This window comes from Flavobacterium facile (genome assembly GCF_036321945.1).
Taxonomy (GTDB): domain Bacteria; phylum Bacteroidota; class Bacteroidia; order Flavobacteriales; family Flavobacteriaceae; genus Flavobacterium; species Flavobacterium facile.
This window is the reverse complement of the sequence record NZ_JAZAYT010000033.1, coordinates 196075-216641: the sequence shown is the minus strand read 5'-3', so window position 1 is coordinate 216641 and position 20567 is coordinate 196075. Positions and strand designations below refer to the sequence as shown.

The window sequence follows — 20567 nt, the reverse complement described above, 5'->3', positions numbered from 1 at the left end:
TTGCTAAAAAATCAAGTATTATGACAGTTTGGATTATTTTTCTAATCGCTATTTCTATTTTCTTAGCCTTAGATTTAGGAGTTTTTAATAAAAACCCACACATTATTAGCAGTAAAGAAGCTTCAAAATGGACCATTTTATGGGTAACTCTTTCTTTTATGTTTTCTGGAGTAGTTTACTTATTATATGATGGTGATTATATTGCCAACCCAACCAATTTGAAACCACTTGAAGCATCTATCAAATTCATTACAGGCTATTTAATTGAACTTTCTTTAAGTGCTGACAACATATTTGTAATTGCTATTATTTTTGCATCTTTCAAAATACCTCAAAAATATCAACATAGAGTTCTATTCTGGGGAATCATTGGAGCTATTGTATTTAGAGGTTTAATGATCTTTTTAGGTGTTGCACTTATCAATAGATTTGAATGGATAATATATGTTTTTGGAGCCTTCTTAATTTTCACTGCGATGAAAATGCTTTTCAGTAAAGAAGAAGAAGAATTTGATCCAAAAGATTCGAAAATTTACAAATTCATTGGTAAAATATTTCCGGTTCACACTGAAATTGAAGGGCAGAAATTTTTTATTAGAAAAGACAACATCAACTACGTAACACCTTTATTTATTGCTTTAATCGTAATTGAAGTAATGGATGTTATTTTTGCTTTAGACAGTGTTCCCGCGATTTTAGCTATTACATCCGATCCATTTTTAGTATTTAGTTCTAATATTTTTGCCATTTTAGGATTACGTTCTATGTATTTCTTCTTAGCAAACATGATTGAAAAATTTAGCTATATCGAATATAGTTTAATTGCTATTTTGACATTCGTAGGTGTAAAAATGCTATTGATTCACCATTTCCCAGAATTTTTCCCAGAATGGTTGTCGTTAGTATTTATCGCTTTATCAATTACACTTGGCGTTGTGGTTTCATTACAGAAAAATAAAGACAAGTAATGAAAGTATACACTAAAACTGGAGATAAAGGTACAACAGCACTATTTGGTGGAACTCGTGTACCAAAAGACCATATCAGAATTGAAAGTTACGGAACAGTTGACGAATTAAATTCGCATATTGGATTAATCCGTGATCAAGATATGGATTTACATTATAAAGAAATTTTAATAGAAATTCAAGATAGATTATTTACTGTTGGCGCTATTTTAGCCACTCCTCCTGAAAAAGAAGTTCTAAAAAATGGCGAAAAACGCCTGCAAAATCTTGGAATTCTTGAAAGTGACATCGAATTATTAGAAAATGAAATTGATGTAATGGAAGACGCTTTACCCCCAATGACACATTTTGTTTTGCCAGGCGGACATACAACCGTGTCATATTGTCATATTGCACGTTGTGTTTGCAGAAGAGCCGAGCGTTTAGCCGTGCATTTAAGTCATAATGAACCTGTCGCTGACATAGCCATTAAGTACTTAAACCGACTTTCTGACTATTTATTTGTCTTGGCACGAAAGTTGTCTCATGATTTGAACGCTGACGAAGTAAAATGGATACCTAGAAAGTGAGTTTAGAGTAAAGAGTAATTAGTAAGGATAAAATAGAAAAACTCCGAACTAAAAACTACTAACTCTCAACTAAAAATTAAGTTCTTAAAATTTATTAAAAAATAGTTCAAAAAAAACTTGTCTTTTTAAGTAATAAATTTATTTTTGCATTAAACTAAAAAATCTAAATAAGATGTATTGGACGTTAGAATTAGCATCATATTTAAGTGATGCGCCATGGCCTGCAACAAAAGACGAATTAATTGACTACGCGATTAGAGCTGGAGCACCATTAGAAGTGGTTGAAAACTTACAGTCTATTGAGGATGAAGGTGAAATTTATGAGTCAATGGAAGAAATTTGGCCAGATTATCCAACAGACGAAGATTATCTTTGGAACGAGGATGAATATTAAAAAATAAATAACCAAATAAAAAGTCTCTTCGGTGAGGCTTTTTTTTTGGTTATCTTAGCAAACGGAAAACAAAACCGAAAGGTTTACAACATATATAAAAAACAGATTATGAGTATTATAAATTCGATATTAAAAGTATTTGTAGGTGATAAAGCTGCAAATGATATCAAAGCCATTCAGCCAATTGTGAATAAAATCAATTCTTTTCAAGAAGGATTAAAAAGCATTTCACATGACGAATTGAGAGCTAAAACAGCTTTCTTTAAAGATAAAATCAATCAAGCTCGTGCTGAAAAAGACAACAAAATTGAAGCCTTAAAAACAGAAGCAGAAAATACTGTTGATGTTGATGCGAGAGAAAACATATATTCAGAAATTGATAAGTTAGAAAAAGAAGCTTACGAGATTTCTGAAAAAGTATTAAACGAAATTTTACCTGAAGCGTTTGCTGTATTAAGAGAAACAGCTCGTCGTTTTAAAGAAAACTCATCTATTACAGTTACTGCAACTGCAAAAGACAGAGAACTTTCTGCAGATAAACCTTATATTACACTTGTTGGTGATGAAGTAAACTGGGCAAATTCTTGGGATGCTGCTGGTAAACCTATTACTTGGGACATGATTCACTATGACGTTCAGTTAATGGGTGGTATCGTTTTACATCAAGGTAAAATTGCCGAAATGCAAACGGGAGAAGGAAAAACTTTAGTAGCTACTTTAGCACTTTACTTAAACGCGCTGACAGGAAACGGAGTACACTTAGTAACCGTGAATGACTACTTAGCAAAACGTGATAGTACTTGGAAAGCTCCAATATTCGAATTCCATGGTTTAACTGTGGACTGTATTGACAACCACCAACCAAACACAGAAGCAAGAAGAAAAGCCTACAACGCCGATATTACTTACGGTACAAATAACGAATTTGGTTTCGATTATTTACGTGATAATATGGCCAATTCTCCAGAAGATTTAGTACAAAGAAAACACAACTTCGCCATTGTCGATGAAGTCGATTCAGTATTAGTGGATGATGCAAGAACGCCATTAATTATTTCTGGACCAGTGGAAGATGGAGACAGACATGAATTTTTAGAATTAAAACCAAAAGTTGAAAATTTATTCGCATTACAGAAAAAAATTGCAACAGATTGTTTAACAGAAGCCAAACGTTTATTAAAAGAAGGAAATACTAAAGATGGTGGTTTCCAATTATTAAGAACGTACCGTGCTTATCCAAAAAATAAAGCATTAATTAAGTTTTTATCTGAAGAAGGTGTGAAACAAATTCTTCAAAAAACGGAAAATGCTCACATGCAAGATAACAACAGAGAAATGCCTAAAGTAGATGAGGCCTTATACTTTGTTATCGAAGAAAAAAACAACCAAGTAGAATTAACAGATAACGGAATTAAGTATTTATCACAAGATACAGATGAAACTTTCTTCGTTTTACCAGATATTTCTACTGGAATTTCAGCTATTGAAAAACAAAATTTAGATAAAGATGCAGAAGCAGAATTAAAAGAAGATTTATACAGAGAATTCTCTATCAAATCTGAAAGAATTCATACGCTAACGCAATTATTAAAAGCATACGCGGTATTCGAAAAAGACACAGAATACGTAATCATGGACAATAAAGTAATGATTGTTGATGAATCTACAGGTCGTATTATGGATGGTCGTCGTTACTCTGACGGATTACACCAAGCGATTGAAGCCAAAGAAAACGTAAAAATTGAAGCTGCTACTCAAACATTTGCAACAGTTACTTTACAAAACTATTTCCGTATGTACAGCAAATTAGCGGGTATGACGGGAACTGCCATCACTGAAGCTGGTGAATTCTTCGAAATCTATAAATTAGATGTTGTGGAAATCCCAACAAACAGAGGAATGGCTCGTATTGACAGAGAAGATTTAATTTACAGATCAGTACGTGAAAAATTTAATGCCGTTATTGAAGATGTTGTAGAACTTTCTAATGCTGGAAGACCCGTATTAATCGGAACAACTTCTGTAGAAATTTCAGAATTATTAAGTAGAATGCTAAAAATGCGTGGGATCAATCATAATGTATTGAATGCTAAAATGCATAAAAGCGAAGCGGAAATTGTAGCAGAAGCTGGTCAACCAGGAGTAGTTACTATCGCAACAAACATGGCTGGTCGTGGAACGGATATTAAATTATCTCCAGAAGTAAAAGCGGCTGGTGGATTAGCAATTATCGGTACAGAACGTCATGATTCTCGTCGTGTTGATAGACAGTTACGTGGTCGTGCTGGTCGTCAAGGTGATGTTGGAAGTTCACAATTTTATGTTTCATTAGAAGATAACTTAATGCGTTTGTTTGGTTCAGAAAGAGTCGCGAAAGTTATGGACAGAATGGGATTAAAAGAAGGTGAAGTGATTCAACATTCTATGATGACAAAATCTATCGAACGTGCGCAGAAAAAAGTAGAAGAAAACAACTTTGGAACGCGTAAACGTTTGTTAGAATATGATGATGTTATGAATTCACAACGTGAAGTCGTTTACAAACGTCGTCGTCACGCTTTACAAGGGGAAAGATTGAAAGTAGATATCGTAAACATGATTTATGATACGTGCGAAGTAATTGTAGAAAACAACAAAATTGTTAACGATTTTAAAAATTTTGAATTCCAATTAATTAGAACTTTTTCTATAACTTCTCCAGTTACTGAATCGGAATTCGCTAAATTAAATCAAGAACAAATTGTTGGCAAAACTTATAAAGCAGCTTATGCTTATTATGAAGACAAAGTAATTCGTGATGCAAAAGAAGCCTATCCAATTATTAAAGATGTTTACGAAAATAACAACGGTCAATTTGAAAGAATTGTAGTCCCTTTTTCAGACGGAATTAAAACATTAAACGTAGTTACTAATTTAACGAAAGCCTACGAATCAGAAGGAAAATCGTTAATTACTGACTTCGAAAAAAATATCACTTTAGCTATTGTAGATGAATCTTGGAAGAAGCATTTACGTAAAATGGATGAAATGAAACAATCGGTTCAATTAGCTGTTCACGAACAAAAAGATCCTTTATTAATTTACAAGTTTGAAGCGTTTAAATTATTTAAAGCGATGATTGAACAAGTAAATAAAGATGTGATTTCATTCTTATTTAAAGGTGAATTGCCAAGACAAAACGCAAACGATATTCACGAAGCACGTCAGGAAGCTAAGAAAACAAATTATACAGAATCTAAAGACGAAGTATTAAATTCTGATGAATTAGCAGAAACGAACAGAGAAGCAGGTAACAATGCGCAACAACGCCCAGCTGTAACAGAAACTATCACTCGTGACCAACCGAAAATTAACAGAAACGATAATGTAACTGTTAAACACGTTATGACTGGAAAAAGCGAAACAATGAAATACAAAAAAGCAGAAAGCATGATTGCTTCTGGCGAGTATGTAATCGTAAATGAATAAAACTTCAAGCTAATTTAGCGGAAGTACAAAATCCTTAATTAGAAATAATTAGGGATTTTTTGTTTTAAAACCCTATCTTTACTAAACAAATAATGCGCAGTAACTATAAAACTAACCATCATGGCTAAAAGTCAAGACGCAAAAAAGGTTGCCAAAAAAGAACCTTTAAAAACCGCAAAAGAGAAAAAAGAAGAAAAAAGAGATAAGAAAAACAATCCTAAAAGAGATTAATAACCAAGTCCTGAATTAGCAATAATTGAGGACTTTTTTATTACAAACTTTTAGTACTTTTACAAAAAAATTAAAATGATTTACTTAGAACCCATTCACGCCATATTTGAAGCACTAAAAACAAGTTTAGCTAACGGAACATTTGCCAAATTAACCTTAGGTAAAACCATTGGAAAAACAGAATTAACGAATATTTATTTCCGTACGATTGTTGATAATGACGTATTAAAATTCAATGTGACTTTTAGATATTTATCTGAAGAAGTTGTAGAAATAAAACCAATTGAAGATGTAGTGATGCTATTAAGTCAGTACATCAACAATCCGTTTTTGACTGTAATTTTATTCACTACAGAAAAAGACATCCTAATCAAACTCAACAAAAAACGAATTGCTACAGTTTCAGAAATGGACAATACGTTTAAAAATGCCGATCCAGTTTTGTTGGAATACTTGAAGAAATAAAAAAATCCCGATTAGAACATAATCGGGATTTTTTTTACAACTCATCCGGAAAAATCTTCCCAGGATTTAAAATATTATTTGGATCAAAAATGGCTTTGATGCGTTCTAATAATTCCAAATGGACTTTTCCAAAAGCAATATCCATATAGTTCTTTTGTACCAAACCAATACCGTGTTCACCAGAAAGTGTACCTTTTAATGAAACGGTTAATTCAAAAATTTCTCGAATCCCTTTTGGGACTTCAATTTGCCAATTGTCATCTGACATGTTTTCTTTGATGATATTCACGTGTAAGTTTCCATCACCAGCATGTCCGTAACAAACCGAACGAAATCCGTATTTATTTCCAATTTCTTTAATTCCTTTTAGCAAAATTGGCAATTCATAACGTGGCACCACCGTATCTTCTTCTTTATATATCGAATTCGATTTTACGGCTTCACCTACTCCTCTTCGCATTCTCCAAAGTGCATTTTTTTGCTCTTCGGTATCGGCAAACAGCACCTCATCAATTTCAAATTGCTCCACTACTTCCAATATTTTTTCAGCTTCTATCATTAAAATTTCAGGATAATTCCCATCGACTTCAATCAACAAATGCGCTTGATGTTCAGGTTTAATATCAACCGAAATGCCTTCTAAAAATTTGACTGTCCAATCAATGGCATCACGTTCCATAAATTCCAAAGCACTTGGTACAATTCCGGCTCTAAAAATCGCTGAAACGGCTTCACAAGCTTGCTCCGCTTTATAAAACGGAACTAATAACAACACATTATGTTTATTTTGCGGAATCAACTTTAAAACAATTTTAGTCACCACACCCAAAGTGCCTTCACTTCCAACCATTAATTGGGTTAAATTATAACCAGTAGAGTTTTTTAAGGTGTTTGCTCCTGTCCAAATAATATCTCCTGTTGGTAAAACGACTTCTAAATTTAGTACGTAATCTTTTGTCACGCCATACTTTACAGCACGAGCACCACCAGAATTTTCGGCAATATTTCCGCCAATCCAGCAACTTCCCATACTACTTGGGTCGACAGGATAAAACAAGCCTTTTTCAGCAACTGCTTCACGTAAAACTTGTGTGATGACTGCTGGTTCCACAATCACTTGTAAATTATTTTCGTCTATTTCTAAGATTTTATTCAAACGTTCTAGCGACAAACCAATTCCACCATAAATGGATAACGAACCACCACTTAATCCTGTTCTAGCACCAATTGGCGTAGTTGGAATTTTATATTGATTGGCCACTTTTAAAATTTCAGAAATTTCTTGAGTATTTGATGGTTTTATTACGACTTGCGGAGGAAAAGATAAATCTTCTGTTTCATCGTGTCCGAAATGCAATAAAGTTTCTGCATCGGTAAAAATATAGTTTTCGCCAACAATAGCGGTTAGTTTTTGAAAGGCTTCAGTATTGAAATTCATTGTTATGTTTTTTTATTTTTTTTATTTTGCCACGAATTCACGAATTTTCTTTTTCTGTTTGTGAATTAAAAAATTTCATCTTCGATGAACGAATTTGTCGAATCGTTTATTTTTAATTCGTGCATTCGTGGCTTATATTTATTTGATAATCAAATTTTTATTATGAAAACGATTGCCCTAGCCCTGATAGTAGCGGCATCCTTTTGTTTTTGATGTTTTTTTTGGAACAGCAAAAAGAAAAGATATAGCGGATAGCAGGATTTGGCTTCTGAAAAAAAATTCTTACTTTTACACAAAGCAATATTCATTGAGTAAAAATAATAAAATATCTGCACTTTCCGAAAAAGACGGAGTAAATAAACCTGAAATACTGAGTTTACAGGTGGCAAAGCATATTCAAGAATTTAGAAAGAAAGAAATTCTGGCGTCTGAATTAATTGAAAAAATTATTGCTGGCGATAAAGTCGCTTTGAGTCGTGCTATAACTTTAATTGAAAGTACGAATATCAATCATTTAGAAAAGGCGAACGAAGTCATCAATGGTTGTTTGCCTTATGCGAATAAGTCAGTTCGAATTGGGATTACTGGAGTTCCTGGTGTTGGAAAAAGTACATTTATTGAAGCGTTTGGAAAACATTTAACTGGTTTAGGTAAAAAAGTCGCAGTTTTGGCTATCGATCCAAGTAGTACGTTGAGTCACGGAAGTATTTTAGGCGATAAAACCCGAATGGAAGAATTGGTAAAAGATGAAAATGCCTTTATCAGACCAAGTGCTTCTGGCGAAAGTTTAGGTGGTGTGGCAAGAAAAACCCGTGAAGCGATTATTTTATGTGAAGCCTGCGGATTTGATACGATTATTATAGAAACCGTTGGTGTGGGACAAAGTGAAACCGCCGTTCATAGTATGGTGGATTTCTTTTTACTATTAAAGATTTCTGGCGCTGGCGATGAATTACAAGGAATCAAACGCGGAATTATGGAAATGGCAGATGCCGTTGTGATTAACAAAGCAGATGGTGACAACATACAAAAAGCTAAAATGGCAAAAGTAGAATTTAACCGTGCGTTGCATTTATTTCCTTTGAAAAATTCTGGTTGGAGTCCGAAAGTGACGACTTGTAGTGCCGTAACCACAGACGGAATTGCAGAGGTTTACGATATAATTACAGAATATATTACGTTAACCACAACATCCGGTTATTTCAACCAAAAACGCGAAGAGCAAAACCAATATTGGATGTTGGAAACCATCAATGAACAATTGAAAAGTAGTTTTTACAACCATCCAGAAATTATCAAACAATTAGAATTGGTAAAACAACAAGTTTTCAATCATGAAATTTCTCCTTTTTCAGGTGCACAGTTTTTGTTGGATGTTTTTAAAAAAATATCAAAATAAAAAATAATACACCTCAACATAAATTTAAAAATCCTGAAAGTTCTATTTTCAGGATTTTTTTTTAAGAGTTGCTGAAAGTGGGAGAATTCAATGAATCAATACAACATTTGATAAAATAGCTTAATAATTTTCATTACTTTATTTACGTATCTTTTAACAAGACTTTTTAGATAAATTAACATCTGCTATAGCAAATTATCATAGGTTTGCTTGAAAATAATTAAATCAAAAATCTTATGAAAAAATCCTTTTTAGCAGTCGTACTACTGTTTTCGTTTTTTGTTGCTAAGGCACAAAATAAAAATGACGCAATTGTAAATCCTTATGAAAAGAAAAATGAAGTTATAGTGAATTTAATTGCACCTTTAGCGGGAGGGATTGGTGTAAGTTATGAAAGACATTTAAACAAAAAATCATCATTGGGAACTTCTTTTATGTATACTTACGACAATAGTAAGGATGAAGATATGAATTATTCGATTTCTCCATATTACAGAATGTATTTTGGTAAGAAATATGCTTCAGGCTTTTTTGCAGAAGGATTTGGAATGATTATGTCAGTTGATGGAAAAAAAATATATGATACAGCACAAAAAATAACATTTACTGAGAACCCTGATGTTATTAATTTTTCCGTTGGTTTAGGATTAGGCTGGAAAGGAGTTACTAAAAGCGGATTTGTATATGGCGCTAACCTTGGTTATGGAAAAATGTTGTTTAATGAAGATAAAACCGACCATGACATAGTTGCTAAAGTTGGTTTAAATTTAGGCTATCGATTTTAATACAAAAACCCAATAGCGCTGATTTGAAATCCGTGTCTTAAAAATCCTGAAAGTTTCTATTTTCAGGATTTTTTGCATATTATGAAACCTCAGTTTGTTTATCGAAACGTAAATCAAAATACTAAAAAACAACTTTTATTAGAAATATTTTATCAGAATGAGGAAATCCGTAAAATGACTCCAAACATTAATTTTATTTTCGCTAAAATAAAGTGGAGCAGAAACCGCTATAAAAAACGAAGAGTTACTGAAAATCTTTAAGAGTAGGGAAATAAAAAAATAAAAAAATGAACAAACACTTTCTATCATTTATGATGTCAATCTTGACATTTTCATTTTCATTCGCACAGGAAATAAAGCATTCTGATTTAGCAACAGCTTCAAGAGGGGAATTTACCTCATATATAGCAAGTGATGGTGCAGTTTATAAAATTGGCGATAGAATTAAAATAGGTGTTCCATCATCAAACAAAACTTTTGCATATATTACAGAAGGAGATGGTCTATTGCTTCCAATCACAAATTTAACAGCAAGTTCAAGTGGTCAGGAAACAGAGATTAAAAAGATTTGGGTTGTTGGTAACAAAAGAGCTGGTTACTCTGTTTCTTTCAGAACTAAAGGAATAACTGGCTTGTCAAATTATACAATTCAATTTGAAAATGCTTTATCAACTGGAGAAGTGAAAGGATATGGAAAAACAAGTGACGAAGCATTAACGGAATTAAAAAAAGCTAAAGACAAATTAGACCTAGGACTTATAACTCAAGAAGAATTTGACAAAGCGAAAGTTGAATTGAGTAAATACATAAAATAAAACACAATTTCACGGATTTGTAATCACCACAACAACAAAAATCCTGAAAGTTTCTATTTTCAGGATTTTTTAGTTTGTGAGAATTTTTGTAGGTTTGAAAACCTCAAATAAAGTTAAACACATCTACTCTCTTCTGAATGTAGTGGCTTAATAAAAAGCGTAAAAATTGCGTATATTAACTAGTGGCAAGGCTAACCAACATTTGTCATTATTGCAGAAAACATGGAAATCATAAAAACTAAACTTGAACGAATAACAAACTTCTGGAACGATTTTGTTTGGGACTACGAAATGATTCAAAAATGTATTGTTTGGAACGCGGAAGTAAAAACAAATTACTATGGAGATATTTTAAGTTACTTTAATGAAACATTCGATATTATAGTAACAAAACCTCAGGAAAATGATTTTCAAAAAAGCATTTTTTACGCTACTGGATTACTTCAAATAATTTATGTTCATCAAGATATAACAGATGAGTTACTAATGATTTTTAAAATCAATAACAGTCTTAAAGAAGATAAAAATCCAAATCGAGAAATTCGAAATGAATTAATTGGTCATCCGATTAATAAAGATTCAAAAACAAAAGAATTGCTTTCATCAATATTTTGGGGTAGACACTTATCTGTGAATAATATACATTATATAAAATATTCAAAAGAGAATAATTTTTCGGGAATAGAAAAATCATTTAGCGTAGATGAAATCATCGAATCTCATAAAGCATTCCTCAATAAATACTTTGACTTAATTCTTGATAAAATCCAGAAAATATCAAAAGGATATATTATCAAATTGAAAGAACTTGAAAACGTTATTTCTAAAGATGATTTTAATCTTATCGTCGAATTAACCTCAAAGGTTTTTGAGCATATTTTTACCACTGATTATTTATATGAAAAAGAAATTTTAAAGGATTGTAATCGAAGAAAGGATGAACATATTAGATATAAATTAGTGGTAGAAAATTTCAAAAAGGACTTATCGCAAATGCTAGTGGAGAAACGGCTTCAGATAAATGAAATTTGCTCTGAAGTAACTATGAAACCTATTGTAGAATTTGAGATTGCTCAACCTAAAATTAAAATTAGTTTTGTTTCAAGTGATGAAATGAATTCAGGAAAGTCGTTAATGAAAAAAGATTATCATTACGAAATTGAAAAGCTTTTTAGTAAACATCCAATTTGGGGAGTTTCATATTTTAAAAAAGAATTTAATGATGATCCAGAAATTCTTAATGAGCTAATTAATATGGAAACTAATATTGATAGCAATTTGGAATATTATAGTTCATTTCACTACTTAAAATCATTAATTAAAAAAAGAATTGCCAAGCCCAGCCACTAAAAGGCGTTCCTATGTAAAGCATCATAAAGTTATTACCCCGCTAGCTCCCCGCTGCGCAAAGTCTCCCGACTTTGAGCTATTAATAAATATAAAAAAGAAATGAAAGTTCAAAGTCAGGAGACTTTGCACAGCAAACAAAACCCAAAAGAGCATCATTCCCTTGTTGCTCTTTTTTATTTCATAAACTTCTCACCACTCCCAATCTCCCAATCTCCCCATCTCCCATCTCCCATCTCCCAACTCCCGCTTCTCAAAAAACGTAATAAAAAACTTTCATTTATAAAAATAATTTTACTATTTTCGCCCCCATAATTTTTTATTAACAACAAGTAAAACATTTAAATTATGGCGTCAACATCAGAGACAGGGCATGCCAAAAACATTGCCAACTTCCAACACCTAATTGCATTCGTTACAGGTTACGGAACAACGTACAATCCCGCAAAAGCGGCCTTAAAAATCCCACAACTCAACACAATTGCCACAACAGCACAAACCAAATTGGCAGATGTAATTACCAAAAACACCGCATACAACAATGCCGTGAATGATAGAGTACTAGCCTTCGCAGGACTAAAAACATTATCAACACGTTTAGTAAGCGCATTAGAAACAACAAACGCAACAAAAGAAAAAATCAGCGATGCAAAAGGTTTTAATCGCAAAATGCAAGGCAGAAGAGCTTCAACAATTCAAACACCAACCGACCCAAATACGCCTGCACCCAAAACAATAAGCTCGGCTCAACTATCATACGACCAGCTAATTCAACACTTTGCAGCATTAATCTCTGTACTACAATCAGAAACCAGCTACCTTCCAAACGAAAACGATTTAAAAGTAGCCACTTTATCCGCCAAGCAAACCGATTTAATGGCTAAAAACATTGCCGTAGCAACTGCCTACACTACAATTAGCAACTCAAGAATAGCACGCGACAAAACGTTATACGATCCAACTACAGGATTAGTAGACACCGCTTTAGAAGTTAAAAAATACGTCAAATCGGTTTATGGTACCACAAGTCCAGAATACGCACAAGTAAAAAGTATTCCTTTTAAAAAAGAAAAGAGATAAACAAACAACAAGCTAAAATGTAGCAACCCCCCATTTCTTTTTAACTTACTCAAGTATACAATTACCTTCCGCTCTGTTAGAATTACCTTCAGCTTTATCAGAATTACCTTCCGACCTGTTAGAATTACCTTCCGACCTGTTAGAATTACATTCCGCTCTGTTAGAATTACATTCCGCTCTGTTAGAATTACATTCCGCTTTATCAGAATTACATTCCGACCTGTTAGAATTACCTTCCGACCTGTTAGAACTACCTTCCTCTATATTAGAATTACCTTCCGAAGCAAGATTTACTTATACAAATTTGTCAAAATTCGTGAATTCCGAGAAATTATCAACTACAACTGAACCGTTCTTTATAATAACGAATCAACCTCTTATATTATCGCATACGGACTTTCAGCAATAGCTTTATAAAAGAGGGAGAACTTCCCTACAAACCTATTCAAACAAAAATAGATCCTAATGTTTATAACAATTATGTTGGTAAGTATGGGGAAATTGAAATCCTAAAAATAACGGCAAATTATATACTAACAGTAAAGAAATAGAACTACTTCCTGAATCCAAAACAAAGTTCTTCAGAGCAGATAATAACGATAAAACTATTGAATTCATGTTAGAACAATCAGGTAGTTGCAATGCAATACTTATAACAAAAAGGGAGTAAAGAAACGGAAATGAAAAATATAGACTAAAAAGACAATTGCAATTCGTACCGAAAATAAAAACAAAAAAAGAGCATCAATTACTTGATGCTCTTTTATTTTTTGTGACCTTGTCTGGATTCAAACCAGAAACCTCTTGAGCCGTAATCAAGTGCGCTATTCAGTTGCGCCACAAGGCCTTATTTTTGTGAGTGCAAATATAGGAATAAATCCATTCCCTCCAAACATTTTTAAATAAAAAAATAAATAAAATAATTGTCGTCCTATCATTCTATTGTAAATCAACATTCTGTATATTTACTTTTCAACAATGAGTTAATTATTTATACATGAAAATTGAAGATTTTTTCAGAGATGTTCCAAATTTCCCTAAAGAAGGGATTCTATTTAAAGACATCACACCTCTTTTATTAAATTACGAAGCAACAAAATTATGTTTGGATGCTTTAGCAAGTACTTTAATAAACAGAAAAATTGATAAAGTAATTGGAGTGGAAAGTCGAGGTTTTTTCTTTGGAACGCTTTTGGCTCAAAAATTAAATGCCGGATTTGTTCCTGTTCGAAAACCTAAAAAACTGCCCTATCAAACCATTTCTGCTTCTTACGCTTTAGAATACGGAACCGATAGTCTTGAAATACATATTGACGCCATACAACCAGGCGATAAAGTAGTAATCCACGATGATGTATTAGCCACTGGCGGAACCGCGGAAGCCGTTTGTAAATTAGTAGAACAATTAGGTGGTGAAATAGTACAAGTAAATTTCTTAATGGAATTGACTTTTTTAAACGGTAAAAACAAATTACAAGGAAAAGAACTATTTGCTGCGGTTACTTATTAGTTTCATCTAAAGCCTTGCAAGTAATAATATAGCGCCAAGCAATAATTGCTTTTTGTAATTTTGTAGCTTTCGCTAAATCAAGACGTTGCTTGGAATAACTTGGCAAAAGGACTTTATTAATTTTGGCTATTATTTTAAACATTCTTTTTTTGTTTGGCGCAAAACTAATAAAAAAAATCCCATATTGCTGTTAAAACAATATGGGATTTTGATATTTATTCGCTAGTTCAGTTCAAGTGTTCCGATTTTTCATCGGACAGTATCGAGAACCTACTATTTATCGTCGCTAATGTATGTTTTGTTACCATTTTTATTGATGTAGTATCTTCCACCTCTTGGTCCAGTGTATACTTTTTTACCGTTATACATTCCAGTTGCTTTATCAGCTACTTTTTTCTCAGCTGCTTTAGAAGCTGGCGTTTCTTTTACATCTTCTTTAATTTCAGCTGGTGTTTTTTTCTTAACCTTAGCTTTTGGTTCAGCTTTAGTAGCTGTCGTTTTAGCTTTAGCTTCTGCTTTATTTCCTGCTGCTTTTGCTTTTCCTGCTGCAGCCTTAGCTGTTCCAGTTGCAGTAGCACTATTCTCTTTCGCTTTGGCAGCTTTTGCTTTTGCAGCCGCTTTAGCTTTTTCTGATTTTTCTTTATCAGCTTTTATTTTATCTGCAGTTTCTTTCGTTTCTTTCGCTTTTTTATCAGCTACTTTCGCTTTAGCAGTTGTTTTTTCTTTAGCCACTTTTGCTTTTGCCGCTTCTTTTTTAGCTGCTGCCTCTTCTTTTTCTTTGGCAACTTCTGCTTCTTTTTTAGCTTTGGCCTTTTTCTCTTTAGCTACTTTTTCTTTTTTTGCTTTTTCAGTTTTAGCTCTTTTTTCTCCAGCAGATGTTTCTTGAGCCATTGCTCCATAAGACAACATCAATGACAAACATAATAAAAGGATTTTCTTCATAGTTTTGTTTTGTTTTAGTTTTAAATAATTTTATGAATTCTGTTTATTGGTATGATCACCCCTTTTTTTAAAATCACTTCATCTGCAGTAATTCCCCAAACCGTGGTTTCTGTGACTCTTTTAGAAGATTCATCTTCAAAAAAGATTTTAATTTTTAAATGTTCTAAGTTTCCCAATGTTAAAGCACGTTCCAAATCTGATTTGCGTTGCACCACATCATCTCTATCTGACATCACATCTTTATGTGGAAATTTCAAAGAAGCAACCTCTTCTTTTTCAATTAGTTGAAAATCGTTCATAATTATAAATTTTTATTTAGTTAGGTTAAGTTATATAAAGTTACACTTTTTTATATTTATGAACAAATGTAAATCCTAAAAATTAAATATTTTCTTTCGTATGTAGCTGATTATTTTTTTTATTGGTCATACGTTATAGCCTATCTTTATTGGTGTTTATCTCAGTAATATATTTCCCATCGGTTTTCGATGATTTACAATTGCAAGCAAACTTATTTTTTGTGGCTATTTCAAAAATAAACCTTAATTTTGCCCTACTATGCAAAAGATTATAAACATATTAAACAAACGAGCACGCTTCGACTATGAAATCATAGACAAGTACGATGCTGGAATTGTATTAACTGGAACTGAAATTAAATCGATTCGTTTAGGAAAAGCTTCTATTGCGGAAAGTTTTTGCGAATTTAACGATCATACGGAATTGTTCTTAATTAATGCTACCATTGAAGAATATGCTTTTGGTACGCATTACAACCACAAAGCAAAAAGCGAACGTAAACTGCTTTTAAACAAAAAAGAGCTAAAAAAACTAGATAAAGATTCAGACAATAAAGGTTTAACTATTGTTCCTTTGAGATTATATACGAATGAAAAAGGTTTCGCAAAAGTGGAAATTGCTTTATGTAGAGGTAAGAAAAATTACGACAAGCGTGAAACAATGAAAGAAAACGATACCAAACGCGATATTGCTCGAATTAAAAAAGAATTTAAGTAATTTGGGATTTAGGAATTACGAAGTAAGAATAAAAAAGCCAGAATTTTAATTTGAAAATTCTGGCTTTTTTATGACTAACCAACACTTAGAATAAAAATCATTAGTAATTATATGTTAATTTATTACTATATATGGTTAAATTTATTTAAAAAAAAGACAATAATTCAATTACATTTAACTAAATTTGGAATACCTACCAATCAATTTTTTCAAAATTGAAATAAAAATTCTCATATGGCAAACAATTCTTTTACCTATCAAGAATTAGAAAATCAGATTGTAGAGCTAAAAAGACAAAATGAAATTCTAAAATTACATTCTTTTATTCAGAAAGAAAAAAGAAGAGAATATTATTACAATACTATTCTTAACAATATTGGTGACCCAGTTTTTGTAAAAGACGATCAGAGCAGATTGCTTATGGTTAATGATGCTTTTTGTGAAATTTTTAATCTTCAAAGAGAGCAAATTATTGGAAAAACCCTTTCAGAAGATGTATCTCCAGAAGAACGAGAAATCTTCTTAAAGATTGACAAACAAGTTCTTGAAAATGGGATTGAAAATATTAATGAAGAATCTTTAACAGTTCGTGGAGGAGAAACTCGAATAATTACTACAAAAAAAACACGATTCCTTGATGCTGATAATAAAAAGTATCTCGTTGGAGTTATTCATGATATTACAGAACGAAAAAAAATAGAAAATTCACTAAAAGAGCTTATCGCAACAAAGGATAAACTTTTTTCAATTATAGCTCATGACTTAAGAAGTCCTTTTAATAGTATCATTGGATTTTCAGAATTGTTAATAGAAAACAGTGATGATATTTTGTTAGAAGATTCAGAACAGTATATTAAAATTATAAATTCGGCAGCAAAAAACACACTTATTTTACTAGATAACTTATTAAATTGGGCAAAATCTCAAACAGGACAACTTAGTTTTAACCCTGAAAAAATTCTTTTCTCAGAAGTAGTTCAAGAAATAATAACACTTTCAAAAACTATTGCAAAATCAAAAAATATAGCTTTAGAATATTCTTGTACAGATAATTTAGAAATTTATGTTGATGTAAATATGTTAAATACAGTATTAAGAAATCTAATTTCAAATGCGATTAAGTTTACAAATGTTGACGGTCACATTAAAGTTAGTGCAGAATTAAAACAAGATCATGTTGAAATTACAATTTCTGATAATGGAATTGGTATCAATAAAGAAAAGTGTTCCGAACTTTTTAGTATTGCTTCAAATACAACAACACTTGGAACTGCAGACGAAAATGGATCGGGATTAGGATTAGTACTTTGTAAAGAATTTATACAGAAAAACAACGGAGACATTTGGGTTGAAAGTGAAGAAAACAAAGGAAGTAATTTCATATTTACCTTACCGATACACAACGCATAAAAACGCCCCAATAAGTGCATTACTTTTGAGGCATTTTAAAATTCTTTTGTTAAAATTTTCCTAGTTTTAGAGATTCCTTTTCCCTTCTTACTTGGCTCTTTTTACTCTTTACTTGGCTCTTTTTACTTTTTACTTGGCTCTTTTTTTAGCTCCTTTGTCTTTTTGTAAATCAGATTTCAATTTTTCTAAATCGGTTTTGGTTTTTTCTAATTCCTTTTTTAAGATTTCTAAATCCGATTTATCATCTTCATTGAAATTAAATTTTTTCTCAATCTTCATTTTTCCTGATTGGTTTGGAGTTCCGCTTCCGAAATTCTCAGAAAAAATCATGGTATTTCCTTTTCCATCAGAATATTTTTTAGTTACGGTTCCGTTTTCATCGGTTTTTTCTTCTTCTAATTTCATATCCGGTTTGTCGCCTAACATTTCGCCATCTTTAAAAGTAAATGATTTGAAATTTCCACCACCTAAAGAATCCATTGAAAAACCTTTTTGCAATTCTTTAAATTTATCTAAATCGATAGTATTTCCATCCATCAAACCTTTGAAAACGTTGTTATCTAAATTCTGAAACAAATCATTATTTAACATACCATCAAATCCTTTCATATCGAAACCATTTCCGAAACCTGCAAAACCGTTTCCAAAAATATCGTTTCTTTTATCGCCCGATTGAACATTGATTAGACCTTTTCCAGTTCCATCAAATTGTTTTGTGATTGAAATTGGGGCAATTGGCGTATCTGAACCTACATTATAATTTCCTGAATTGCCGTCTTTGTCTTTATAAGCGATTTTAATAGCCGTAATTTCTTTTTTGTCGTTACGCTTCACACCCGTGAAAGAAACTTCAAAATCGAACTTCTTAGCATCTGTTTCGTCTTGTTTCAATTGTGCGTCGGTCATTGCTTTGTCAATTCGCAACTCGAAACTATTGTTTTTGGGTTGAGACAATTGTTGTAAGCGGTTGTTTTGAGCAAAAGTCTCAGTTGGCAAAAAGGTTATTGCACTTGCCAATACGAATCCTTGAAATAACATTTTAGCGTTCATAATAATTTAAGTTTTAATTTTCTTGTCCAAAAATATAATTTTTATAAAAATGAAATTTTAAAATTTTGTTAATTAACGGGTTTTAACAAAAAAGGACTGCCGAGTTGACAATCCTTTTTGACTTTGTAATGAACCAGATTAAATTTAAACCTTATTTTTTTGGTTCCTTTTTAGTTTTTATTTGCAATTTATTTGTACCTCCAATTTCTTTCATAATAAAAACATCTTCAATTCCATCATCAGTAATTTGTTCGTATTTAACTTCTTTATTGTCAGAATTTTTAGCAATAATTTTAATTGCAATTATTTCCTTTTTATTGTTTCGTTTTATATCAGAAAATTTCACACTTACATTTTCTTCTTCAACAATTGATAATCTGGAAATTAGTTCATTATCAGTATCATTCTTTGTAATATATGCTACCTTAAAATTACTGATATTCTTTCCTTCTTTCATTTTATGTTCAAAGAAACCTATTTGGCCTTTTCCATTTTCATCTGTATCAACAGTAAAATGAATAGGTTTTATTGGTTCATCTCCAATTACTTCATGTTCGCCATTATTTCCTTTATTGTCATTGAATGAAATTTTAATAGCAATAATTTCATCTTTTTCATTTCGTTTAATATTTGAAAATTTGTAGTCAATGTTATGGTATTTCTGTAAAGATGCTGCGTCATTTTTCATTTCTTCTTCAGTTGTATTTTTATTAGTTACGTAACCAATACAAACGGCGACTGCACTATCAATTACTGCACTATTTTTTTCTTGGTTATTCGGCTTAAATTTAACTGACTTTTTCTCTTGAGCAACAACTTTTACCTGAAACAAGTAAATAAATCCTGCAATAATTGGAAGTATTAATAAAACTTTCCAAATGTTTTTTCTGTTTGATTGATTTGTGTTTAACATAATGATTCGTTTTTTGATTGATGATTGATTAAATGTATTAATGATTGAAATATTTGATGCTTGTGTGGTGATTTTCAACATGGTTTTCTGATACACCGTTCTGTCTAAAACTTTTGATATGGCATAACTATCTGCTAAAAATTCTAAATTTTGCACGATACTTTTTCGATAGAACCAAACGATAGGATTGAACCAAAATAAGATAATAAAAAATTGCGCTAACAATGTGTCGAAACTGTGCTTTTGCATAGAATGGGCTTCTTCATGTTTGATTATATTTTGCAATTCAATTGGATTGATGAGTTCCGAATTGAAAACTATATAATTAAAGAATGAAAAAGGCGTTTTAACTAAATTCGAATTGATATAAATCAATTTATCTCTCTTTTCCGAATTGGAAACTTTGATGATTTTAAACAATTTGAAAAAATCGAATAAAGTCTTAATCAAAAACCCAAAACAAATGATTCCGTATACCAAAAACAAGATTTCTTGATTCGTTAAAATGGGTTCTTGCACAACTTCATTAGTGGCACTTACTGCATGAAAAAATTGGTTGTCAATTGAATTTTTTACTTCGTAATATTCAATTTTAGTAAAAGTTACAAAAGGTAATACTAATGAAACGAATAATCCTGAAAGCAAAAACCATCTCGAATGTTTGTAAAAGGTTTCTCTAGAAAGTGCCAATTGGTAAACCAAATAAAACAATACGAGTAAAGCATTGACTTTTAATATGTAGATAAAAACCGTTTCCATACCTATT

At 31.7% G+C, this 20567-nt stretch carries 19 protein-coding genes and 1 tRNA gene; 13 read left to right on the top strand and 7 right to left on the bottom strand.

Annotation, left to right across the window (positions count from 1 at the left end):
* Positions 1 to 20 precede the first annotated feature (20 nt).
* The 5 genes from UEQ13_RS10050 (at position 21) to UEQ13_RS10030 (ending at position 6095) form a co-directional block, all read left to right on the top strand.
* Entirely contained in the window at positions 21 to 968 is a 948-nt protein-coding gene (locus UEQ13_RS10050; protein ID WP_329806218.1) for a TerC family protein, read from the top strand.
* Positions 968 to 1537, top strand: coding sequence for a cob(I)yrinic acid a,c-diamide adenosyltransferase (locus UEQ13_RS10045; protein ID WP_329806217.1), 570 nt, complete (start codon positions 968 to 970; stop codon positions 1535 to 1537). The genes UEQ13_RS10050 and UEQ13_RS10045 overlap by 1 nt, the downstream gene beginning before the upstream one ends.
* Positions 1538 to 1709: 172 nt before the next feature.
* The gene (locus UEQ13_RS10040) at positions 1710 to 1931 is read left to right on the top strand and encodes a DUF2795 domain-containing protein (RefSeq protein ID WP_022828503.1); all 222 of its coding nucleotides are present in this window, start codon (positions 1710 to 1712) and stop codon (positions 1929 to 1931) included.
* Between the two features lie 108 nt (positions 1932 to 2039).
* Positions 2040 to 5399 carry a preprotein translocase subunit SecA gene (gene secA / locus UEQ13_RS10035; RefSeq protein ID WP_329806216.1) on the top strand — a complete coding sequence of 1120 codons (3360 nt, stop codon included), beginning with the start codon at positions 2040 to 2042 and terminating at the stop codon, positions 5397 to 5399.
* 306 nt (positions 5400 to 5705) lie between these two features.
* Positions 5706 to 6095 carry a hypothetical protein gene (locus tag UEQ13_RS10030; protein WP_329806215.1) on the top strand — a complete coding sequence of 130 codons (390 nt, stop codon included), beginning with the start codon at positions 5706 to 5708 and terminating at the stop codon, positions 6093 to 6095.
* 34 nt (positions 6096 to 6129) lie between these two features.
* On the opposite strand, the gene UEQ13_RS10025 is transcribed toward UEQ13_RS10030, so the two are convergent.
* Entirely contained in the window at positions 6130 to 7533 is a 1404-nt protein-coding gene (locus tag UEQ13_RS10025) for an FAD-binding oxidoreductase (protein WP_329806214.1), read from the bottom strand.
* Positions 7534 to 7840: 307 nt separating this feature from the next.
* On the opposite strand from UEQ13_RS10025, the gene meaB reads away from it, so the two are divergent.
* The 5 genes from meaB to UEQ13_RS10000 all read left to right on the top strand — a co-directional run bounded on the left by meaB (position 7841) and on the right by UEQ13_RS10000 (position 12959).
* A complete protein-coding gene (gene meaB / locus UEQ13_RS10020; RefSeq protein ID WP_329806213.1) occupies positions 7841 to 8932 on the top strand; it encodes a methylmalonyl Co-A mutase-associated GTPase MeaB in 1092 nt (363 codons plus the stop codon).
* Positions 8933 to 9168: 236 nt separating this feature from the next.
* Positions 9169 to 9717 (top strand): DUF3575 domain-containing protein, encoded by a 549-nt coding sequence (locus UEQ13_RS10015; protein ID WP_329806212.1) that lies wholly within the window; start codon positions 9169 to 9171, stop codon positions 9715 to 9717.
* 287 nt (positions 9718 to 10004) lie between these two features.
* Positions 10005 to 10532 (top strand): SHOCT domain-containing protein, encoded by a 528-nt coding sequence (locus UEQ13_RS10010; protein ID WP_329806211.1) that lies wholly within the window; start codon positions 10005 to 10007, stop codon positions 10530 to 10532.
* Positions 10533 to 10754: 222 nt separating this feature from the next.
* A complete protein-coding gene (locus UEQ13_RS10005) occupies positions 10755 to 11882 on the top strand; it encodes a hypothetical protein (RefSeq protein ID WP_329806210.1) in 1128 nt (375 codons plus the stop codon).
* Between the two features lie 345 nt (positions 11883 to 12227).
* Positions 12228 to 12959, top strand: a complete 732-nt coding sequence (locus tag UEQ13_RS10000; RefSeq protein WP_329806209.1) for a hypothetical protein — start codon at positions 12228 to 12230, stop codon at positions 12957 to 12959.
* Positions 12960 to 13732: 773 nt separating this feature from the next.
* Here the strand turns inward: UEQ13_RS10000 and UEQ13_RS09995 are convergent.
* Positions 13733 to 13806 (bottom strand) — tRNA-Arg (locus UEQ13_RS09995).
* A gap of 150 nt (positions 13807 to 13956) precedes the next feature.
* Here UEQ13_RS09995 and UEQ13_RS09990 point away from each other — a divergent pair.
* Positions 13957 to 14469 (top strand): adenine phosphoribosyltransferase, encoded by a 513-nt coding sequence (locus UEQ13_RS09990; RefSeq protein ID WP_329806208.1) that lies wholly within the window; start codon positions 13957 to 13959, stop codon positions 14467 to 14469.
* Here UEQ13_RS09990 and UEQ13_RS09985 read toward each other — a convergent pair.
* From UEQ13_RS09985 to UEQ13_RS09975, 3 genes are all read right to left on the bottom strand, one after another.
* On the bottom strand, positions 14459 to 14611 hold the full coding sequence (locus UEQ13_RS09985) for an SsrA-binding protein (protein WP_329806207.1): 153 nt from the start codon (positions 14609 to 14611) through the stop codon (positions 14459 to 14461). The genes UEQ13_RS09990 and UEQ13_RS09985 overlap by 11 nt on opposite strands.
* A gap of 131 nt (positions 14612 to 14742) precedes the next feature.
* A complete protein-coding gene (locus tag UEQ13_RS09980; protein WP_329806206.1) occupies positions 14743 to 15411 on the bottom strand; it encodes a hypothetical protein in 669 nt (222 codons plus the stop codon).
* A gap of 20 nt (positions 15412 to 15431) precedes the next feature.
* Positions 15432 to 15710, bottom strand: a complete 279-nt coding sequence (locus tag UEQ13_RS09975; protein WP_329806205.1) for a hypothetical protein — start codon at positions 15708 to 15710, stop codon at positions 15432 to 15434.
* A 259-nt stretch (positions 15711 to 15969) separates the two neighbouring features.
* Here UEQ13_RS09975 and smpB point away from each other — a divergent pair, with 259 nt between their 5' ends.
* The gene (smpB, locus tag UEQ13_RS09970) at positions 15970 to 16428 is read left to right on the top strand and encodes an SsrA-binding protein SmpB (protein ID WP_329806204.1); all 459 of its coding nucleotides are present in this window, start codon (positions 15970 to 15972) and stop codon (positions 16426 to 16428) included.
* 234 nt (positions 16429 to 16662) lie between these two features.
* Positions 16663 to 17838 carry a PAS domain-containing sensor histidine kinase gene (locus UEQ13_RS09965; protein WP_329806203.1) on the top strand — a complete coding sequence of 392 codons (1176 nt, stop codon included), beginning with the start codon at positions 16663 to 16665 and terminating at the stop codon, positions 17836 to 17838.
* A 129-nt stretch (positions 17839 to 17967) separates the two neighbouring features.
* Here the strand turns inward: UEQ13_RS09965 and UEQ13_RS09960 are convergent, their stop codons facing one another.
* Both UEQ13_RS09960 and UEQ13_RS09955 read right to left on the bottom strand, forming a co-directional pair.
* Positions 17968 to 18888 (bottom strand): hypothetical protein, encoded by a 921-nt coding sequence (locus tag UEQ13_RS09960; protein WP_329806202.1) that lies wholly within the window; start codon positions 18886 to 18888, stop codon positions 17968 to 17970.
* A gap of 151 nt (positions 18889 to 19039) precedes the next feature.
* Positions 19040 to 20560 carry a M56 family metallopeptidase gene (locus UEQ13_RS09955; RefSeq protein WP_329806201.1) on the bottom strand — a complete coding sequence of 507 codons (1521 nt, stop codon included), beginning with the start codon at positions 20558 to 20560 and terminating at the stop codon, positions 19040 to 19042.
* Positions 20561 to 20567: the final 7 nt, after the last annotated feature.